Source organism: Streptomyces sp. RLB3-17 (assembly GCF_007113425.2).
GTDB lineage: Bacteria > Actinomycetota > Actinomycetes > Streptomycetales > Streptomycetaceae > Streptomyces > Streptomyces mirabilis_D.
This window is the reverse complement of the sequence record NZ_CP041610.2, coordinates 4,231,790-4,251,938: the sequence shown is the minus strand read 5'-3', so window position 1 is coordinate 4,251,938 and position 20,149 is coordinate 4,231,790. Positions and strand designations below refer to the sequence as shown.

Below are 20,149 nucleotides of genomic sequence, written 5' to 3'. Positions count from 1 at the left end.
CCGCTGTGCGTACGCTCTGTGCTTCCACTCTGATCGGCGAGTTCTTCGTCATCGGCTTCGCCGGGCTCGTCGCCATGAAGGATCCCGATCTGTCCATGGCCACGGTGTGGACGGTCAGCGGGATCTTCATGGCGGTGAGTGTGCTGCTCTGCGGGATGATCACCCGGCCCGGGGGCGTCCAGCTCGGCTGGGCCCTGCAGATCGCGCTGATCGCCAGCGGATTCGTCGTGGGGTCGATGTTCTTCCTGGGGGCGATCTTCGCCGCGCTGTGGTGGGCTTCGGTGCACTACGGGCGGAAGATCGACGAGGCCAAGGCACGGTTCGCTGCGCAGGCGGAGGCGGGCGGGAACCCGGCGTAGGCTGCTTCGCCCCCGCCGCCCGGGGGCTCCGCCCCCAGACCCCCGAAAGAGTGCGCAGTTCCCCGCGCCCCTGACAAGGAGCGCGGGGCCCGTAGTCGTAGAACCCCGTAGAGCCCCGAAGAACCCCGTCCACCTGACTCTGCGTGACACCCACCCAGACACGCCCTGTAGCCTCGGTCACCCGCACACTTGTGACCTGAAGGAGCCACCACCGTGAGCCAGCGCACCCTCGTCCTCCTCAAGCCCGACGCCGTCCGTCGCGGCCTGACCGGCGAGATCATCAGCCGCATCGAGCGCAAGGCCGGCTGGCAGATCACCGCGCTGGAGCTGCGCACGCTGGACCAGGACACGCTGGAGCAGCACTACGGCGAGCACAAGGGCAAGCCGTTCTACGAGCCGCTGGTGGAGTTCATGGCGTCCGGCCCGGTCGTGGCGCTGGTCGTCGAGGGCGAGCGGGTCATCGAGGGCGTGCGCGCGCTCGCCGGCCCCACCGACCCCATCGCCGCCGCCCCCGGTTCCATCCGCGGCGACTACGGTGTGATCGTCCGCGAGAACCTGATCCACGCCTCCGACTCCGAGGAGTCCGCCGAGCGCGAGCTGAAGATCTTCTTCCCCGGCCGCGTCTGACCCCTCCTCGCAGTCGCGTCCGAGCTGCGCCCAAGTCGCAGCCGAGTCGCTTCCAAGTCGCTTCCGAGCCAGGTCCAAGTCAGGTCCAGGTCGCGTCCACGTCGCGGCAGACCCGCCCAGACATCACGATTCCAAGATGTTCTTGTAACGGCTTGCAAAGGCTTGTAAAGGACTTGCGTCCCCAGCCTGATGTCCGACCGGGGACGGCCGTGGAAATTCCGGCCGTCCCGCGGCATATGCGTGCCGATCGGGGGAACGCGTGCCCCCGTTGGGTCGTCTCCACAAGCGGGGGGACGCCACGCATGCTGACAATGGCGAAGACCCTCGCGCAGTGTTCGTGCGGGCGCGTCTACGATGGAGACCTTCACGTCACTGCACCCACCTCGCCGTTCCTAAAAAGCCGTCAAAGCTCCGCTTGGGAAGGCCAGACGAATCCTGATGGGGAACTCAATGTCGTTCATCGGCCGTGACATGGCTGTCGACCTCGGGACCGCCAACACGCTGGTGTACGTCAGGGGTCGCGGGATCGTACTCAACGAGCCGTCCGTCGTCGCGATCAACACCAACACCGGTGGCATCCTCGCGGTCGGCGCGGAGGCGAAGAAGATGATCGGGCGGACCCCCGGCAACATCGTTGCCGTGCGCCCGCTGAAGGACGGTGTCATCGCCGACTTCGAGATCACCGAGCGCATGCTCCGCTATTTCATCCTGAAGATCCACAAGCGGCGCTATCTCGCCCGTCCCCGTGTCGTCGTCTGTGTGCCCTCGGGCATCACGGGTGTCGAGCGCCGTGCCGTCATCGAGGCGTCGTCCCAGGCCGGCGCCCGCCAGGTGCACATCATCGAGGAGCCCATGGCCGCGGCCATCGGCTCAGGCCTGCCGGTCCACGAGGCCACGGGCAACATGGTGGTGGACATCGGCGGCGGCACCACGGAGGTCGCGGTCATCTCGCTCGGTGGCATCGTCACCGCCCAGTCCATCCGCGTCGCGGGCGACGAGTTGGACAATGCGATCATCCAGCACATCAAGAAGGAGTACAGCCTCCTCCTCGGTGAGCGCACCGCCGAACAGATCAAGATCACGATCGGTTCGGCGTACGACCTGGACAACGACGAGCACACCGAAATCCGCGGCCGGGATCTCGTCTCCGGGCTGCCCAAGACCGTTGTCATCTCCGCGGCCGAGGTCCGCAAGGCGATCGAGGAACCGGTCAACGCGATCGTCGACGCCGTGAAGACGACGCTCGACAAGTGCCCGCCGGAGCTTTCGGGTGACGTGATGGACCGCGGAATCGTTCTGACGGGCGGCGGTGCGCTGCTGCGTGGGCTCGACGAGCGCCTGCGCCGCGAGACCGGTATGCCGATCCACATCGCCGAGGATCCGCTGGACAGCGTGGCGCTCGGGTCCGGCAAGTGTGTCGAGGAATTCGAGGCGCTCCAGCAGGTTCTGGACGCCCAGCCGCGCAGATGAGGTAACTCTTCGATTCCGCCGTAACGGGATGATCGCTTCTCGTACGGCGGATCGTTGATATCGAGGCATAAGCTCCCCCATAACACCCTTGGGCGTCAGCACTCGCTCGGGGTGCGTTCCTGTTGACACCGACGAGGAAGGCACGGCCGCCGCACGTGAGGGACACACGAGAGAGCCGGCTGCTCCTGGTGCTGCTGATCGCCATCGCGTTCGCTCTGATCACGGTGGACATCCGTGGCGGACAGGACTCACCGGTCCAGGGTGCCCGCCAAGCCGCCGCGGCGGCCTTCGGCCCGATCGAGAACGGGGTGTCCTCCGCGGTCAACCCCGTCGGCAACGCGATCGCCGCGGTCCGCGACTCGGACAACCGGCACGATCGCATCGCCCAACTCCAGCACGACAACACGGCGCTGAAGGCCAAGCTCGGCAGCGACGACCGCAATCGCAGCCGTCTGAACCAGCTCGACAAGATGCTGAAGATGGCCGGCGCCGGGCAGTACGGCATCAAGGGCGCCGAGGTCATCGCCATAGGAGCCGCCCAGGGCTTCTCCTGGACCGTGACCATCGACGTCGGCAGCAAGGACGGCATCCAGCGCGACATGACGGTCCTGAACGGCGACGGACTCGTCGGCCGCGTGACCACCGTCGGTCCGGACACCGCCACGGTGCTGCTCGCCAACGACCCCGATTTCACCGTCGGTACGCGGATGGAGTCCAGCGACGAGCTCGGCTTCGCCTCCGGTCAGGGCGACCGCCCGCTGCGGGTGGAGATGCTCAACGGCAAGGCGAAGATCAAGAAGGGGGACCGGCTGGTCACCTTCGGCTCGCAGGCCGACAAGCCCTTCGTGCCCGGCGTCCCGGTCGGCGTGGTCTCCCGTGTCGACCCGTCAGGCGGCGACCTGACCCGCACGATCTACGTCACGCCGTACGTCGCGTTCTCGAAGCTCGACATCGTCGGTGTCGTCGTGGAGGCCCCCCGCAAGGACCCGCGTGACACGGTGCTGCCGGCCAAGCCCAAACCGACGCCCACGCCGACCGTGACCGTGACGGTCACCCCCTCGGCGTCCGCGCCCGTCACCGGCCAGACGCCGTAGGAGCTGAATCCCCATGCGTTTCAATCGGATGCTGCTCTCCGCCACCCTGGTGGTGGTCGCCCTGGTGGTCCAGGTGAGCGTCCTCGCCCGTCTCCATCTCCCGGGTGCCGTCCCGGACCTCGTCCTGCTCACCGTGCTGGCCCTCGCCATGGTCTACGGCCATGTCGGCGGCGCCCTCATCGGCTTCGCCGCCGGCCTGCTCGCCGACCTCGCCCCGCCCGCCGACCACGCCGCCGGGCGCTACGCCCTCGTGCTGTGCGTCATCGGCTATCTCGCGGGGCTGGCGAAGCCGGACAACGGCCAGCTCAAGTCGGCGACCGGCCCGATGGCCGTGGTCGTCGCCGCCGCGGTCGGCTCCACCCTGCTGTACGCCGGTGTCGGCGCCCTCGTCGGTGACACCGCCGCCCGCCATGTGGGCCTGGGCAGCCTGCTGTTCACGGCCGCCCTGTACGACCTGCTGCTCGCGCCGTTCGTGGTCCCGGGGCTGATGGCCCTGGCCCGGCGCTCCGAGGGCAATGCGCTCGCCGATTCCAACAGTCCCAAGGCCGCCGACGTCTCCTCGGGCTGGCTGGCCTCCGGCACCGGCCTGCGCATCGGCAGCCAGCGCGGCCACCGGGTCAGGGCCGCCCGCGCCCGCGTCGCCCGTGCGGGGCGCATCAAGGGGGTCAAGCGCCTGTGAGCGCACGTCGGTTGACCGACCCCGGGGTCAAGTCCCCCAGGTTCGCCGTGTACTCGTATGACCTGTATGACTCGTACGCATGTGGCGCCCCGTACGCGCACGGCTCGCGCGCCCGTGTCCCGTACCCACTCTGAGAGGGGGAGGCAGCACCAGTGACCAACATTCCCGAGACCGGCAGGACCCCACGGGTACAGATCCGGCTCGTCGTCATCCAGATCCTCGTGCTCTCCCTCCTCGGCACCCTCGGCGGCCGCCTCTGGTACCTCCAGATCCGCAACGGCCAGGAGTACGCCAAGGAAGCCTCCGGCAACCACGTCCAGCAGGTCGTCCAGCCCGCCGTACGCGGCTCGATCCTCGACGCGCGCGGGGTGCCGATCGCCGACAACGAGACCCGGCTCGTGGTCTCCGCCTCGCGCACCGACCTGCTGAAGATGAAGGACGACGGCAAGGCGGTTCTGACGAAGCTGGCCGGCGTGCTGGACATGAAGCCCGAGGACGTCATCCAGAAGGTCCGGCTGTGTGACGCGAAGACGCCGCAGCCGTGCTGGAACGGCTCCCCGTACCAGCCCATCCCCATCACCGACGAGGCCACCGCCAAGCAGGCCCTACAGATCCGTGAGCGCTCCGAGGACTTCCCCGGCATCAGCGCCGAGCCCGAGGCCGTACGCCGCTACGCCGCCCCCGGCAAGGCCAACACCGCTCAGGTCCTCGGCTATCTCTCGCCCGTCACGGACGCCGAGATCACCCAGGCCAAGGACAGCAGCTCGCCCTACCTCCGCTCCGACCAGGTCGGCCGCTCCGGCCTCGAGCGCCAGTACGACAAGGAGTTGCGTGGCAAGGCCGGCGTCACCCGTTACGAGGTCGACAACCTCGGCCGCGTGATCGGCAAGGCCAAGAGCGACGCGGCCCAGTCCGGCTCCAACCTCGTCACCAGCATCGACTCCCGCGTCCAGCGGGTCGCCGAGTACGAGCTGGACACGGCGATGAAGACCGCCCGCCAGCAGTTCGACAAGATCACCGGCGAGAACTACAAGGCCGACTCGGGCGCCGTCGTGGTGATGGAGGCCAAGACCGGCCGGATCGTCGCCATGGCGTCCGCCCCGACGTACGACCCGAACGCCTGGGTCGGCGGCATCTCCGCCAAGGACTACAAGGCCCTCACCGGGAAGAACTCCGACTACCCGCTGCTCAACAGGGCCATACAGGGTCAGTCCGCGCCCGGTTCGACCTTCAAGGTGGTCTCCACGGCCGCCGCGGTCGAGGCCGGCTACGAGTGGGACGGCGGCTACCCCTGCACCAGCTCGTACTCGGTGGGCGGCCAGGTCTTCAAGAACTTCGAGGGCGAGAACTTCGGCCCCATCTCGCTCGGCCGGGCCCTCGAGGTCTCGTGCGACACCGTCTTCTACGGCCTCGCGGACAACGAGTGGAAGAAGGACGGCGGCATCAACCCCAAGAAGGGGGAGCCGAAGGACTACTTCTTCAAGGCCGCCCACCAGTTCGGCCTCGGCAAGGAGACCGGCGTCGACCTGCCCAACGAGGTCACCGGCCGCGTCCCGGACCGCCAGTGGAAGCAGAGCTACTGGAAGGCCAACAAGGACGTCTGGTGCAAGTCCGGCAAGAAGGACGGCGACTACGTCCAGAAGATCGCGTACGAGAACTGCCTCGAGGGCAACAAGATGCGCGAGGGTGACGAGATCAACTACTCCATCGGTCAGGGCGACACCCTCGTCACCCCGATCCAGGAGGCCATGATCTACGGGGCGCTCGCCAACGGCGGCACCATCCACGCGCCGACCATCGGCAAGGCGATCGTCAGCGCCGACGGCAAGACCGTCCAGGACATCAAGCCCAAGGTCAAGGGCAGGCTGCCGATCAGCGAGGCCACGCTCAAGGGCATGAACTCGGCCCTCGAAGGCGTCGTCACCCGTGGTACCGCCGCCTGGAAGTTCGGCGGCTGGCCGCAGGACAAGATCACGCTGCACGCCAAGACCGGTACCGCCGAGGTCTACGGCAAGCAGACCACGTCCTGGTTCGCCACGTACACCAAGGACTACACGGTCGTCATGACCATCGCCCAGGCCGGTACGGGTTCCGGCGCCTCCGGTGAGGCCGTGCGCAACATCTACAACGCGCTGTACGGCGTCCAGGCCGACGGTTCCATCGACAACTCGAAGGCCCTTCTCCCCACCCCCCAGAAGGGCCTCCCGAAGATCCAGACGGACGGTTCGATCGACACCCCGGAGATCTCCAAGGACCCCGTCAAGGACCTCCAGGCCAGCGAGTCGCCCTCGCCCGGAGCCACCGACCAGCAGCTGCCCGCGGGCACCACGCCGTCCCCGACGGCCAGTAACCGGAACACCCGAAGGCGTACGGACCGTCCGAAGAAGCGGCGGGGGACGAGGATCCTGACATGACCGGAGCGAACAACTTCTCCGTCTCCGGCTACGGCCCCGCCCGCGGCGGAATATCACGGCTGTTGGCCCGTGACTCCCTGGCCCGCCGCCTCGACTGGCCGATACTGCTCTCGGCCATGGCGCTCTCCCTGATCGGCTCGGCCCTCGTCTACTCGGCGACCCGCAACCGCACCGAGATCAACCAGGGCGACCCGTACTACTTCCTCATCCGCCACCTCATGAACACCGGCATCGGCTTCGGCCTGATGGTCGGCACGATCTGGCTGGGCCACCGCACCCTGCGTACGGCGGTTCCGATCCTGTACGGCCTCTCGGTCTTCATGATCCTGCTGGTGCTGACCCCGCTCGGCGCGACGATCAACGGCCAGCGCAACTGGCTCGTCGCGGGCGGTCTGTCGCTCCAGCCCGCCGAGTTCATCAAGATCACGATCATCCTGGGCATGGCGATGCTGTTGGCCACCCGGGTGGACGCGGGCGACAAGCAGTACCCCGACCACCGCACGGTGCTGCAGGCGCTGGGCCTCGCGGCCGTCCCGATGATGATCGTGATGCTCATGCCCGACCTGGGCACGATCATGGTCGCGGTCATCATCGTGCTCGGCGTGCTGCTCGCCTCCGGCGCCTCCAACCGCTGGGTGTTCGGTCTGCTCGGCGCCGGTGCGCTGGGCGCGGTGGCGATCTGGCAGCTCAAGATCCTCGACGAGTACCAGATCAACCGCTTCGCCGCCTTCGCCAACCCCGACCTCGACCCGGCGGGCGTCGGCTACAACACCAACCAGGCCCGTATCGCCATCGGCTCCGGCGGCCTCTTCGGCACGGGCCTGGGCCACGGCTCCCAGACCACGGGCCAGTTCGTCCCGGAACAGCAGACGGACTTCGTCTTCACGGTCGCGGGCGAGGAACTGGGCTTCGTGGGCGCCGGCCTGATCCTGCTCCTGCTGGGCGTCGTCCTGTGGCGGGCCTGCCGCATCGCCCGCGAGACCACCGAGCTGTACGGCACGATCGTCGCCGCCGGCATCATCGCCTGGTTCGCCTTCCAGGCCTTCGAGAACATCGGCATGACCCTGGGCATCATGCCGGTCGCGGGCCTTCCCCTGCCCTTCGTCTCCTACGGCGGTTCGTCGATGTTCGCGGTGTGGGTGGCGGTGGGGTTGTTGCAGTCGATCAGAGTCCAGCGCCCCATGTCGGCGTAGGCCTCCGGCGGTTGGGCGGGAGGGGTGCGTCTTCGGGTGCGGCCCGGTGGGGGTTGGTCGCGCAGTTCCTCGCGCCCCTGAACCGGGGCTGCGCCCCGGCCCCGGCTGGTTTTCGGGTGCGGCCCGGTGGGGGTTGGTCGCGCAGTTCCCCGCGCCCCTGAACCGGGGCTTCGCCCCTGGCTCCGGTTGGTGTTCGGGTGCGGCCCGGTGGGGGTTGGTCGCGCAGTTCCTCGCGCCCCTGAAGGCCTTGGGCGGCCGGTGTTCGAGGGGTGTGTCCGATCCGGCCCCTCCGTCAGCGCACCTCGCGCGTCCGGCGTTTGAGGACGAGGCCGTTCAGCCCGTGCCCCACCCACCCCACCCCGCCCATCCCGCCCGGCCTGCGTCCACAGGCCAGGGTGGGGGTCGGGGGCGGAGTCCCGCTGGGGTCCAAGGGCGGAGCCCTGGGGGGTGCAAGGGGCGGCGGCTCCCGGTGGGGTGTGGGGGCGGAGCTTGGCGGGGTGCAGGGGGCGTAGCCCCTGGTGGGGTGCAGGGGCGGAGCCCCGCGGGGGGTTCGGGGGCGTAGTCCCCGGCGGGGGTTGAAGGGGCGCAGCCCCTGGGGATGGGACGGGTAGGGGCGGCGGGGGCGAGATCCGGTCGTTCCCGGAGGTCCTGGAAGGGGCTGGTACTGCCATCCCGGCCCGACAGCCACTAGATTCAGTTCATGGCGGACACCAAGCGCGAAATCGAGCGAAAGTACGAGGGTCCCCCGGCCGGCGGCGACGCGCCACTCCCGGACCTGACCGACGTCCCAGGAGTCTCAGGCGTCATCGACAAGGGCGTGGCCGAACTGGACGCCACCTACTACGACACGGCCGACCAGCGGCTCGCCACCGCCTCCCTCACCCTCCGCCGCCGCACCGGCGGCGACGACGCGGGCTGGCACCTCAAACTCCCCGTTTCCGAGGGCGTCCGCGACGAAATCCGCGCCCCGCTCTCCGACACCGTCCCCGAAGACCTGACCGCCCTCGTCCGCTCCCGCATCCGCGAGGCCGAACTGGTCCCCGTCGTACGTCTCCTGTCGGCCCGAGACATCCGCCACCTCGTCGACGCCTCCGGCACCCTCCTGGCCGAGGTGAGCGTCGACCGCGTCCGCGCGGAGCGCCTCAGCGGCGGTGCGGGCAGCGCGGAATGGACCGAGATCGAGGTGGAACTCGCCGACGACGGCGATCCGGCCTTCCTCGACAAGGTCGAGAAGAAACTCCGCAAGGCCGGCATCAAACGCTCCGCCTCCGCGTCCAAACTGGCCAAGGCCCTCGACGACACGGCCCCCCGCAAGCCGGAGAAGGCAGAGAAGGCAGAGAAGGCAGGCAAGGCGGAGACGGCGGGCAAGCCGGGGAAGGCAGGCAAGGCCGGGACGACCGGCAAGGTCGCTGACGTGTCGAAGGCGACGACGAAGGCCGCGAAGCCCGAACCCCCCGATTCGACCCCGCGCACCGCAGGCGACCACATCCTCACCTACGCTCGCGCCCAACGCGACGCGATCGTCGAGCTCGACCCCGCCGTCCGCCGCGACGTGCCCGACTCCGTGCACCGTATGCGCGTCGCCACCCGCCGCCTCCGCAGCACCTTCCGCTCGTACGGCAAGATCCTCGACCGCACCGTCACCGACCCGATCGGCGTCGAGCTGAAGTGGCTCGCCGCCGAGCTGGGCGTCGACCGCGACCAGGAGGTCCTCACCGAGCACCTGACGACGGCGCTCGACGACCTCCCGTCCGACCTGGTCACGGGCCCCGTCCAGGCCCGTCTGAGCACCTGGTCGGGGGCCCGCCGCTCCGGCTCCCGGCAGCACCTGATCGCCGTACTGGACGGCAAGCGCTACCTGGACCTGCTGACGACCCTGGACACCCTGGTGGCCGGCCCGCCCCTGCGGGAGGCGGCCTCGAAGAAGCCCGAGAAGGTGATCGCCAAGGCCGTACGGAAGGACTTCGAGAAGGTCGCCGACCTGGTCGGCGAGGCCCTGGAACTGCCGTCCGGCTCCGAGCGCGACCTCGCGATGCACGACGCCCGCAAGAAGGCCAAGCGCACGCGCTACGCGGCCGAGGCGGCCACCCCCGCCCTCGGCGATCCCGCCGCCGACCTGGTCAAGTCGATGAAGTCCCTGCAGACGCTGCTGGGCGACCACCAGGACAGCGTGATGGTCCGCGGGGCCCTGCGGGAGCTGGCGACGGAGGCGCACGAGGCGGGCGAGAACGCGTTCACGTACGGGGTGCTGTACGGCCGCGCGGAGCAGCGTGCGGCGGCCGTGGAGGCGGAGCTGCCGGGGGAGTGGGAGGCGATCGAGGACAAGGGCGCCGTCTGAGGCGTACGGGGGCCGGCCGCGGCCGCGTTAGGCTGGATGGTCAACCCTGTCTGTACCTCCCAGCTCACGAAGGTTCGCGAGATGCCTGCCGAAGCCGCTGTATCGGTGTTTCCACAGCTCGAAGCTCTGCTCCCGCATGTGCAGAAGCCGATCCAGTACGTCGGCGGCGAGCTCAACTCCACGGTCAAGGCCTGGGACGCCTGTGACGTCCGCTGGGCGCTGATGTACCCGGACGCGTACGAGGTCGGGCTGCCCAACCAGGGCGTCATGATCCTTTACGAGGTGCTGAACGAGCGCGAGGGCGTCCTCGCCGAGCGCACCTACAGCGTCTGGCCGGACCTGGAGGAGCTGATGCGCGAGCACCGGGTCCCCCAGTTCACGGTGGACAGTCACCGCCCGGTGAAGGCCTTCGACGTCTTCGGTCTGTCCTTCTCCACGGAGCTGGGCTACACGAACATGCTGACGGCCCTGGACCTGGCCGGAATCCCGCTGGAGTCCAAGGACCGTACGCTCGACGACCCGATCGTCCTGGCCGGCGGCCACGCGGCGTTCAACCCCGAGCCGATCGCCGACTTCATCGACGCGGCGATCATCGGTGACGGCGAGCAGGCCGTGCTCGACATGACGGAGATCATCCGGGCCTGGAAGGCGGAGGGCCGCCCAGGCGGCCGCGAGGAGGTCCTCTTCCGCCTGGCGAAGACGGGCAACGTCTACATCCCGGCGTTCTACGACGTCGAGTACCTCTCCGACGGCCGTATCGCCCGTGTCGTGCCCAACAAGTCGGGTGTCCCGTGGCGTGTGTCCAAGCACACGGTCATGGACCTCGACGAGTGGCCGTACCCCAAGCAGCCGCTGGTCCCGCTGGCCGAGACGGTCCACGAGCGGATGTCGGTGGAGATCTTCCGCGGCTGTACGCGCGGCTGCCGCTTCTGCCAGGCGGGCATGATCACCCGTCCGGTGCGCGAGCGCTCGATCACGGGCATCGGCGAGATGGTGGAGAAGGGCCTGAAGGCGACGGGCTTCGAGGAGGTCGGCCTGCTGTCCCTCTCCTCCGCCGACCACTCGGAGATCGGTGACATCGCCAAGGGCCTGGCGGACCGCTACGAGGAGGACAAGATCGGCCTGTCCCTCCCCTCGACCCGTGTGGACGCCTTCAACGTCGACCTGGCGAACGAGCTGACGAGGAACGGCCGTCGCTCCGGTCTGACCTTCGCGCCGGAGGGCGGCTCCGAGCGCATGCGCAAGGTCATCAACAAGATGGTCTCGGAGGAGGACCTCATCCGGACCGTCTCCACGGCGTACGGCAACGGCTGGCGGCAGGTGAAGCTGTACTTCATGTGCGGCCTGCCGACGGAGACGGACGAGGACGTCCTGCAGATCGCCGACATGGCGATGAACGTGATCGCCGAGGGCCGCAAGGTCTCCGGCCAGAACGACATCCGCTGCACGGTGTCGATCGGCGGCTTCGTCCCCAAGCCGCACACCCCCTTCCAGTGGGCGCCCCAGCTCTCCGCCGAGGAGACGGACGCCCGCCTGGAGAAGCTCCGCGACAAGATCCGCGGCGACAAGAAGTACGGCCGCTCCATCGGCTTCCGCTACCACGACGGCAAGCCCGGCATCGTCGAGGGCCTGCTCTCCCGCGGTGACCGCCGCATCGGCGCCGTGATCCGCGCGGTCTACGAGGACGGCGGCCGCTTCGACGGCTGGCGCGAGCACTTCTCGTACGACCGCTGGATGGCCTGCGCCGAGAAGACCCTCCCGGCCTTCGGCGTGGACGTCGACTGGTACACGACCCGCGAGAAGACCTACGAGGAGGTCCTTCCCTGGGACCACCTCGACTCCGGCCTCGACAAGGACTGGCTCTGGGAGGACTGGCAGGACGCCCTCGACGAGACGGAGGTCGAGGACTGCCGCTGGACCCCGTGCTTCGACTGCGGCGTCTGCCCGCAGATGGACACCAGCATCCAGATCGGCCCGACGGGCAAGAAGCTGCTGCCGCTGACGGTCAAGAACGCAGGTCCCACGCCGGCATCGAGCGGTCACTCTCACTGACGTGAGCGGGGCACTCGATCGGGTGATTGAGGCGCTGGCGGGGATGAGCGAGGACGAGGTGGCGGCTGCGCTGGCTGCGGCCGGTGTTTCGGTCCCTCGTCCGACGGCGTCGTCGGCGCCCTTTCGGACGCCGCTGCCGGGCCCTGAGGTTTCGCTGCACATCGTTTCCGAGGTGGAGTGGGTCTGAGGTCCGTAGCGCCTTGTCCGCCACTGTGTGGCAGTGAGCCCCCTTTCCTGACTGGGAAGGGGGCTCACTGGCTTTCGTCGGCGCGGGAGTCCATGGGCTTGGCGCTGTGGGGTGCCTTACGTGGCTGAGTTACGAGTTGCTCTACGTCGTCAAGGCTCCTCGCTCCGCTCGTCACGCGCTCCCCGGCTCACCGCCGGGGCCCTGCGCTCCTGTCTTCGCCCCGCTCTGGGCCCCGGCTACGCCGGTCGCGCAACTAGAGCGAGAGATCCTGGACGAAGGGAAACGGAAGGCACAAGACATGCCTCCGGCGGGGGCGCTCAGACTCCGGGATGGTCGGGGTGCCGTTCGTGAGTGCCGGCCGAATGGTGGTGAGCGTTGTGGGCGCCCATCCCGTCCACCTTCGACCCAGGCAGAGCCGAGCAGTCGCGGCCCAGGGCGTCAAGGTCGTTCGTACGGTGGCGCGCTCCACCTTGACGCCCTGGACCACGCCCGCTCCACGGAGTGTGGGTCGAAGGCGGACGGGATGGGCGCTGGGGTGAGTGGTGGGCTGGAGGCGGCGGGCCAGTCTCTTAGTCCCTGGTGACGTGGGCCGACATGCCGCGCTTGGCGTAATGAGCCGATCGGGGGGCGTTCCCGGTCACGTTGTACGCAGGCGGTGACCGGGGCGGTGGCAGGAAGGCGGTGGCATACCGGCCATGGGCGAGGAGAGCGTGGATCGGTCGGAGGGTTTTGGCGAGCGGCTGCTCGGTGTGCTCCTGGACAGGGCACGGCTGCTGCCGCCGCAGCTGATCGCCCCGCTGGTCGCGGAGGAGGTGGGCAGGATCGGAGGTCATGACGTCTCCATCCTGCTCCAGGACTACGCGCAGGAGCTGCTGGTGCCGCTGCCGGGCAAGAAACTGCACGTCAGCCAGCCCGAGCCGATCGTTGATTCCCTTGCCGGCCGGGCCTTCCTGCGCGGGCAAGTCGTCGAGGTGCCGCAGACCCCCTCGGGCGTCCGGATGTACCTGCCGCTGCTGGACGGCAGCGACACGGTGGGCGTGATGGCCCTCACCCTGGACGCCGTCGATTACGACGTCCGGCGGCTGCTGAGTCGGCTCTCCGGCTTGGTGGCCGACATGCTGGTCACCAAGGGCGCCTACACCGACCAGTTCTTCCAGGCCCGGCGCCGTGAGCCGATGAGCGTGTCCGCGGAGATCCAGTGGAGCCTGCTGCCGCCGACGGCGATGTCCGTGCCGCAGGTCGAGGTGGCAGGCATCCTGGAGCCCGCCTACCGCGCCGCCGGTGACAGCTTCGACTACGCCCTCAACGACAACATCCTGCACGCGGCCGTGATCGACGCGATGGGCCACGGACTGGACGCCGCCGTGATGGCGACCGTGGCCATCGGCGCCTACCGTCATGCCCGGCGCGTCTTCGTCAGCCTGGCCGAGAAGTACGCGGTCATGGACGATGCCATCTCGCGGCAGTTCGGGTCCGACCACTTCGTCACGGCGCAGCTGATGCATGTGAACATCGCCACCGGTGAGCTGGAACTGGTCAACGCGGGCCACCCCGCGCCGCTGCTGATCCGCGACGGCCGGGTTGTGCGGCAACTGGAGACCGCGACGACGCTGCCCGTCGGCTTCGGCGGTGAGATGCCCCAGGTCAGAGAGCACACGCTCCAGCAAGGCGACCGGGTGCTGTGCTACACCGACGGCATCATCGAGGAAATCGTCAACGGCGGGGAGCAGTTCGGCGAGGGACGCCTCATCCGGTGCGTGAACCGCCTGGGGAAGGAGCCGTCGCACGGGCTGCGGGCGGATCTGCGCCGGCTCTCCCACACGCTGAAGAGGGAACGGAGCGGGCGCACCAGCGACGACGCCACCCTCTTCATGATCGAGTGGCACGGAGGCGCCGCCGACCACCTCGCGGTCCTTGACTGAGCGCCCGCGCGTCAGACCCGATCCCGTACCTACTGGCCGTCCTTTCTCATCGAGTTCTGACATCCACGGCTGACATCAACGACGCCGGACGGAGGCGTACACCAACAACCCTGTCAGGCCGTCGCACCAGTCGACTACAGCAGCCGAAGCGAGCTCGGATCGAACTTACAAGGCGGTTGTCCTCCCCCGTGGCCTATGCGTGGACAAGTAGCCGTTGAGCGGGTAGCGCAGCCCCGTGACCAGCACGTTGCGTATGAGGCGAAGGGGCCTCCGAAGCCGTGTGCGCAGGGCTGTTGGATCGGTGCAGGGTTCTTTCTGGCGCCGTAGTTGAGGGTCGTACGATCTGCTCACGCTCGTGATGGCACGGCGTGAAGCGGAGGATTCATGAGGCTTTTCAGGTGGGGACTCACAGCCGTGGCCGCAGGGGTCAGCGTGCTGACCATGCCTCCCGGCACAGTCCAGACAGCAGCGGCGGCTTCCGTCAGTTCCAAACCGACCTGCGCATACGGCGAGATCACCGGTTCCGGCAACCTGTCGAAGATGCCAACCTCCACGAAGGCCGGACAGAACCTGGTCACCTACACCACCGTGCGCAACGCCAAATCGGCACCGCTTTCCGGGGTGTTCTTCGATTACCAGATGGTGCCGCCGAGTAACCGCAAGGGCACGGCGCCCACCGTCTGGTGGAAGTTCAATGGTGGGTCGTGGCATCACTTGATCATGACTTGGCACCCGGCGACCCAGTCGTCCACCGCCCAGTGGGTCAGCGGTGACGCTGTCCTCGGGAATCTCCCCGGCTTTACCACCCACACGTTGGAGATGACCGTCGACTACCCCTCCGGCGCGACGCATGGGTTCTACGCCGGCACCCTCCTGGCGGGAGCGAAGACGTGCGGATACCAGCTCCTAGGAGCGATCACGGTAAGCACGGACTACCTGCCGCGGTAGACCACTTGCTGGTGCCCGATACAGCAGAGAAGTACAGCAACCTCCCCGACTGCAGCCGGGCCGCCAGAGAAGTCCGAGGTACGGAGGGAGGTTGCCCCATGCAGCGCGGCCGGCGGAGTCCCCTTAGGCGAGGCAGGTCAGCTGCACATCGCGCTCTCCCTCAGCTGTCGGACGCGGCTCAGCCCAGGTAGAAGTCCCTGCGTGCGGCCACGAACGCCTCGATCGACTGGGCGGGGATGCCCGTCACGCGCTGGACGCCGTCGGTCGTGCGGTCATAACGGTTGTCCCGGTGCAGCTGGGCCATGGTGGCGACGTGCTGTTCGAGGTGGGGCGGCATCCCCAGCTTCGGGAGCTGTGCCTCCCACCTCTCCGGCGGCACGTCCACGTAGGACACGGGACGGCCCAGCGCCCGAGAGAATTCCGCGGCCAGCTCCGTCATGTCGACCGAGCGCGGCCCGGTCAGCTCGTAGACCTGCCCGATGTGCTGAGCCGGATCGCGGAGCACGGTGGCAACGGCCCGGGCGACGTCGTCCACGGCGACCGGCGAGGTGCGTCCGGTGCCGAAGGGCAGCGCGATCGTGCCGTTCTCCTGAATCGACCGCGCCGCCATCGCGGTGAACAGCGGAGTGTCCAGGAACGCCGTGGGTCGGATGTGCACCACGGGCAGGCCGGACCAGTTCAGTACCTCCTCCGCCAGCCAGTGCAGCCGCTGCTGGTGCGACTCCTCGGTGCTGGTGGCGGTCATCTCGGACACCGTCATCTGCGACAGGCCGACCAGGGCCTCCAGCTTCCCGTACTCCCTCGCGACGGAGGCCACCACCGTCGCCGCCAGCAGGTGGTCCGGCGACACGCGCATCGCGAAGTACATCCGCGCCACGCCTTGCAGTGCGGCCGCCACCGTCTCGGGCCGGGTCAGGTCACCGATGACGACCTCCGCGCCGAGCGCCCGCAGCTCAGCCGCACGCTCGTCCTCGCGACGGACCATGAAACGCACCGGCACATCCTGAGCACGCAGGTGCTCGAAGACGGTGCGGCCCACGCCACCGGCACCGGGGATAAGAACAAGGTTGTTGGCAATCATCAGTCGATCTCCTTCGGAGTAAGGGAATATCTGAGGTGAGGCGTGTTCAGGGCGCCAGTGGAGCTGTCAGCAATGCGTTGGCATGGCGGTGTCACCGCTGATCCGGGTGGCGATTTCACAGGGGTCTCCAGGGCTCTCGGTGGGGCGTCCCCGCCAGGCGGTCGCCTCCGGTGTCTCGCGGAGATGTGTCGTGATCACCCTTGGGCCCCTACGGTCTGGCGTTCGGGCTCAACACCGCCGGCGACCACGGCGGCGGCCTTGCGCGGCAGGAAGAGAAGCACGACGACCGCGCCGACCAGGGCGACGGCAGCCGACCCTATTGCGGTGATGTGCATGGCATGGATGAAGGCGTCGTGCGCGGGCTGCACCAGCGCCTTGCCGGCCGGTCCCAGCTTCTCGGCAACGGACAGGGTCGCCTCGACAGATTCACCTGCGGCCTGCCGGTCGGAGGCGGGCAGCACGCCCAGGTGGTCGTCGATGCCGCTGCGGTAGGTGGCGGACAGCAACGCCCCCAGAACGGCGACCCCCAAGGCCCCACCGACCTGCCGGAAGGTGTTGTTGACCGCGGATCCAGAGCCGGCCTTCTCACGCGGCAACGACGACATGATCATGACGGTGGCGGGCGGCATCACATGCGCCATCCCCGTACCCATCAGGAAGAACAGCACCTCCAGCACCCAGATGGGAGTGTCCTGGCCGAGCAGCAGGAAGCCGGCGAAGGCCACGGCGGTCAGGACGAGGCCGGTGGCGCACACGGCTCGGGCACCGAAGCGGTTGACGACCAGCCGGGCCCGCGGGGCGAAGAACATCTGGGAGGCGGCCAGCGGCAGCACGAGCAGACCGGACTGCAGGACGCTGTAGCCCCGAACGCTCTGGTTGTAGAAGACGCTGAAGAACGTAACGCCGGTGAGAGCGAAGAAGACCAGGCCGATGGCGGCGACGGACGCGGAGAACCGCCGATTGCGGAACCATGTGACGTCGAGGGCCGGATGGTCGCTGCTGCGCTCGTAGACGACGAAGACCCCGAGGACCGCCAGGCCGGCAACGATCGGGCCCCAGGACTGGGCCCCGGTGAAGCCGCCCTCCTGGCCGCCCTTGATGATGCCGTAGATCAGCGAGACCAGTGCCAGGATCGAGAGCACGACGCCGACCGGGTCGAGCTTGCCGGGCTTGGGGTTCTTCGAGTCGGGGACGATCGCCACCATCGCGAGCGCCGCGACGACCACGATGGGCACGTTGACCAGGAAGACCGAGCCCCACCAGAAGTGCTGCAGCAGGATGCCGCCGGTAATGGGGCCGAGGGCGATGGCGAAACCGACCACACTGGTCCAGATGCCGATGGCCTTGGGCTGCTCATCGCGCTCGAAGACGTTCATGATGATCGCGAGGGTGGCGGGCAGGATGAAGGCGCCGCCGAAGCCCATCACAGCGCGGAAGGTGATGAGCTGCCCGGAGGAGTCCGACAGCGCCGACAGCGCGGATCCCGCACCGAACACCAGCATGCCGAAAAGCAGCACCTTCTTCCGGCCGAGCCGGTCACCGAGCAGACCCGCAGTGAAGAGCAGTCCGGCGAAGACCAGCGTGTAGGAGTTGATCGCCCACTCCAGCTGGCTCTGGGTGGAGCCGAGTCCGGTGGGAGCGGGCTGGGCGATGGTCTTGGTGGCCACGTTGAGGATCGAGTTGTCCAGCATCACCACCAAGAGGCTGAAACAGAGCACGGTCAGGATGGCCCAGCGCCGGCGGTGGACCGCCTCGGAAACGGTTCGTCGCCGGGCGGGCGGCACGGGTGGCGTGGACTCCGCGGGCGTCGAGGACTCGGTGGGCGTGGGTGGTGATGCCACAGTGGGGCTCCAGTGCTGTCGGTGGTACGGCGAATGCGGGGGCGGAGGCTGTCGGCCTCAGACGGTGGGAGCGGCACAAGACCCTGCTTGACCAGCCGGGTGCTCTCGTCGACCCCAAATAGATGTCGCACTCTAACTAAACACACGTTAGGATAGATGACAAGTGACATCCATCTGAGGAGAGTGATTCCGTGGGCCGCGTGTCCAAGGCGCAAGCGCAGGAGAACCGGCAACACGTCGTGGCCACCGCCTCCCGGATGTTCCGCGAGAAGGGCACTGTGGTCAGCATCGCCGACCTGATGAAAGCCGTTGGGCTCACCCATGGCGCGTTCTACAAGCAGTTCGCCTCCAAGGAGGACTTGGTCGACAAGGCCATCGCCCACGCCTTCGAGAACCCGACGGCGCACTCGCCGGTGACGCTTGATGAACACACCGGGGAGCACGAGGCCGCCCGCCGGACGCTGATCGAGAACTACCTCTCGATCTGGCACCGCGATCACGCCGGGGACGGCTGCCCCGTGTCCGGATTCGCCGCCGACCTGGGGCGCGACCCCGACCAGGCCGCCCGCTCCCAGCAGGTCTACATCAACGGGGTACGCAACCGCGCCGCTCGACTGGCCACCGGCGACGACGACGGCATGGCCCAGCTCTGCACCATGGTCGGTGCCCTCGTCCTCGCCCGCGCCACCCGGGGCAACCCGCTCTCCGAAGAACTGCTGCAGGCCGCGCGCACGGCTCTCACCGAGAACGGCACCGGCCAGTCCGACCGCAGCAACGCACGGATTGACCGGGAGCCGGCGGGTCCTGACGGCAGAAGGTGACGGCAACGGAGCCGTACACATGGAGACCTCGGCGGTAGCAGGGGGACTGCCTGGACGCCCCTGCCGAGCGTTGAGGGCTCCTCACGCATCCACTGAGAGGTTGAGTGGGCCTGACCCTGACCCTGTCGAGCCTTCAGAAGTGGCCCGTACCTTCAGAAGTGGCCCGTACGAGCTTGAGGCCCCTCTCGATCGGGAGGGGCCTCAAGGCTGTCCGGGTCAGTTCTGGCAGCCGCAGCCGGATGCCGTCTTGGCCTCTGTGACGGTGACGTCGGGGTCCGCGGAGGTCTCGGCGGGTGTGCAGCAGGCGTTGACGCCGCAGCACGCATCGGCCGGTTCGGTCGTCCGGGATGCCCGCGGCTCGGTCCGGGGCTTGGTGGCGCGGATGATGGCGGAGTGCATGCCGTCGGCCACGGGGTGCGTGGGGGTGATCTCGATGTTCACGAACCCTGCCGCCTCAAGGCCTTCGCGGTACTCGGTGAACGACAGGGCGCCCGCGATGCAACCGACGTAGTCGCCGCGCTCGGCGCGCTGGGCGGGGGAGAGGGCGTCGTCGGCGACCACGTCCGAGACGCCGATGCGGCCGTTGGGCGTCAGGACGCGGAACGTCTCGGCGAAGACCGCCGCCTTGTCGGTCGACAGGTTGATCACACAGTTGGAGATCACCACGTCGATGGTGCCCGCGGGGAGCGGGATCGCCTCGATGGTGCCCTTGAGGAACTCGACGTTCGTCGCGCCCGCCTTCTTCGCGTTGGTGAGGGCCAGGGCGAGCATCTCGTCGGTCATGTCGAGGCCGTACGCCCTGCCCGTGGGGCCGACGCGGCGGGCGGAGAGCAGGACGTCGATGCCGCCGCCGGAGCCGAGGTCCAGGACGCGTTCGCCCTCGTGGAGATCGGCCACGGCGGTCGGGTTGCCGCAGCCCAGAGAGGCGGCGACGGCTTCGGCGGGCAGGGCGTCGCGCTCGGCGACGGCGTAGAGGGTGGAGCCGAAGTTCTCGTCGACCTCGACCGGCTGCGGCCCGCAACACGCGGTGCCACCCTCGGTCACCTTCACGGCCGCGGCGGCGTACCGCTGTCGGACGGTCTCGCGCAGTTCGGTGGACTGCTCGCTCATGGCTGACTCCTGG

The 20,149-nt window shown here is 68.6% G+C and carries 16 protein-coding genes; 13 read left to right on the top strand and 3 right to left on the bottom strand.

Annotation, left to right across the window (positions count from 1 at the left end):
• The first annotated feature begins 5 nt into the window (after positions 1–5).
• The 12 genes from FNV62_RS19540 (at position 6) to FNV62_RS19485 (ending at position 15,283) form a co-directional block, all read left to right on the top strand.
• Entirely contained in the window at positions 6–359 is a 354-nt protein-coding gene (locus FNV62_RS19540) for a DUF4233 domain-containing protein (protein WP_054231900.1), read from the top strand.
• Positions 360–572: 213 nt separating this feature from the next.
• A complete protein-coding gene (gene ndk, locus FNV62_RS19535) occupies positions 573–986 on the top strand; it encodes a nucleoside-diphosphate kinase (protein ID WP_054231901.1) in 414 nt (137 codons plus the stop codon).
• Between the two features lie 450 nt (positions 987–1,436).
• Positions 1,437–2,456 carry a rod shape-determining protein gene (locus FNV62_RS19530; RefSeq protein WP_037747701.1) on the top strand — a complete coding sequence of 340 codons (1,020 nt, stop codon included), beginning with the start codon at positions 1,437–1,439 and terminating at the stop codon, positions 2,454–2,456.
• A gap of 155 nt (positions 2,457–2,611) precedes the next feature.
• A complete protein-coding gene (mreC, locus tag FNV62_RS19525) occupies positions 2,612–3,550 on the top strand; it encodes a rod shape-determining protein MreC (RefSeq protein WP_054231902.1) in 939 nt (312 codons plus the stop codon).
• Positions 3,551–3,563: 13 nt separating this feature from the next.
• Positions 3,564–4,229 (top strand): rod shape-determining protein MreD, encoded by a 666-nt coding sequence (mreD, locus tag FNV62_RS19520; protein WP_097284717.1) that lies wholly within the window; start codon positions 3,564–3,566, stop codon positions 4,227–4,229.
• Between the two features lie 152 nt (positions 4,230–4,381).
• Positions 4,382–6,643: a penicillin-binding protein 2 gene (mrdA, locus tag FNV62_RS19515; RefSeq protein ID WP_144315456.1), complete on the top strand. Its 2,262-nt coding sequence runs from the start codon at positions 4,382–4,384 to the stop codon at positions 6,641–6,643.
• Positions 6,640–7,836: a rod shape-determining protein RodA gene (gene rodA / locus FNV62_RS19510; RefSeq protein WP_060901955.1), complete on the top strand. Its 1,197-nt coding sequence runs from the start codon at positions 6,640–6,642 to the stop codon at positions 7,834–7,836. Before mrdA ends, rodA begins: the two co-directional genes overlap by 4 nt.
• Positions 7,837–8,536: 700 nt before the next feature.
• Positions 8,537–10,174: a CYTH and CHAD domain-containing protein gene (locus FNV62_RS19505; RefSeq protein WP_143601630.1), complete on the top strand. Its 1,638-nt coding sequence runs from the start codon at positions 8,537–8,539 to the stop codon at positions 10,172–10,174.
• 81 nt (positions 10,175–10,255) lie between these two features.
• Positions 10,256–12,226, top strand: a complete 1,971-nt coding sequence (locus FNV62_RS19500; protein ID WP_143601629.1) for a TIGR03960 family B12-binding radical SAM protein — start codon at positions 10,256–10,258, stop codon at positions 12,224–12,226.
• Position 12,227: 1 nt separating this feature from the next.
• Entirely contained in the window at positions 12,228–12,413 is a 186-nt protein-coding gene (locus tag FNV62_RS19495; protein WP_143613374.1) for a hypothetical protein, read from the top strand.
• Positions 12,414–13,108: 695 nt separating this feature from the next.
• Positions 13,109–14,335, top strand: coding sequence for a PP2C family protein-serine/threonine phosphatase (locus FNV62_RS19490; protein WP_143613373.1), 1,227 nt, complete (start codon positions 13,109–13,111; stop codon positions 14,333–14,335).
• 414 nt (positions 14,336–14,749) lie between these two features.
• The gene (locus FNV62_RS19485; protein WP_144315455.1) at positions 14,750–15,283 is read left to right on the top strand and encodes a hypothetical protein; all 534 of its coding nucleotides are present in this window, start codon (positions 14,750–14,752) and stop codon (positions 15,281–15,283) included.
• Positions 15,284–15,461: 178 nt separating this feature from the next.
• Here the strand turns inward: FNV62_RS19485 and FNV62_RS19480 are convergent, their stop codons facing one another.
• Together FNV62_RS19480 and FNV62_RS19475 are read right to left on the bottom strand one after the other, a co-directional pair.
• Entirely contained in the window at positions 15,462–16,364 is a 903-nt protein-coding gene (locus tag FNV62_RS19480) for an NmrA family NAD(P)-binding protein (RefSeq protein ID WP_143601626.1), read from the bottom strand.
• Positions 16,365–16,558: 194 nt separating this feature from the next.
• Entirely contained in the window at positions 16,559–18,205 is a 1,647-nt protein-coding gene (locus tag FNV62_RS19475) for an MFS transporter (protein ID WP_143655004.1), read from the bottom strand.
• A gap of 191 nt (positions 18,206–18,396) precedes the next feature.
• On the opposite strand from FNV62_RS19475, the gene FNV62_RS19470 reads away from it, so the two are divergent.
• On the top strand, positions 18,397–19,026 hold the full coding sequence (locus tag FNV62_RS19470; RefSeq protein WP_063818417.1) for a TetR/AcrR family transcriptional regulator: 630 nt from the start codon (positions 18,397–18,399) through the stop codon (positions 19,024–19,026).
• Positions 19,027–19,242: 216 nt separating this feature from the next.
• Here FNV62_RS19470 and arsM read toward each other — a convergent pair whose 3' ends face one another.
• A complete protein-coding gene (arsM, locus tag FNV62_RS19465; RefSeq protein ID WP_144315454.1) occupies positions 19,243–20,136 on the bottom strand; it encodes an arsenite methyltransferase in 894 nt (297 codons plus the stop codon).
• Between the last annotated feature and the right edge of the window lie 13 nt (positions 20,137–20,149).

Coding starts and splice junctions, on each gene's coding strand:
- FNV62_RS19480 (WP_143601626.1), bottom strand. CDS start 16,364: ATGATTGCCAACAACCTTGTTCTTATCCCCGGTGCCGGTGGCGTGGGC.
- FNV62_RS19530 (WP_037747701.1), top strand. CDS start 1,437: ATGTCGTTCATCGGCCGTGACATGGCTGTCGACCTCGGGACCGCCAAC.
- FNV62_RS19505 (WP_143601630.1), top strand. CDS start 8,537: ATGGCGGACACCAAGCGCGAAATCGAGCGAAAGTACGAGGGTCCCCCG.
- mreD (WP_097284717.1), top strand. CDS start 3,564: ATGCGTTTCAATCGGATGCTGCTCTCCGCCACCCTGGTGGTGGTCGCC.
- FNV62_RS19490 (WP_143613373.1), top strand. CDS start 13,109: ATGGGCGAGGAGAGCGTGGATCGGTCGGAGGGTTTTGGCGAGCGGCTG.
- rodA (WP_060901955.1), top strand. CDS start 6,640: ATGACCGGAGCGAACAACTTCTCCGTCTCCGGCTACGGCCCCGCCCGC.
- FNV62_RS19500 (WP_143601629.1), top strand. CDS start 10,256: ATGCCTGCCGAAGCCGCTGTATCGGTGTTTCCACAGCTCGAAGCTCTG.
- arsM (WP_144315454.1), bottom strand. CDS start 20,136: ATGAGCGAGCAGTCCACCGAACTGCGCGAGACCGTCCGACAGCGGTAC.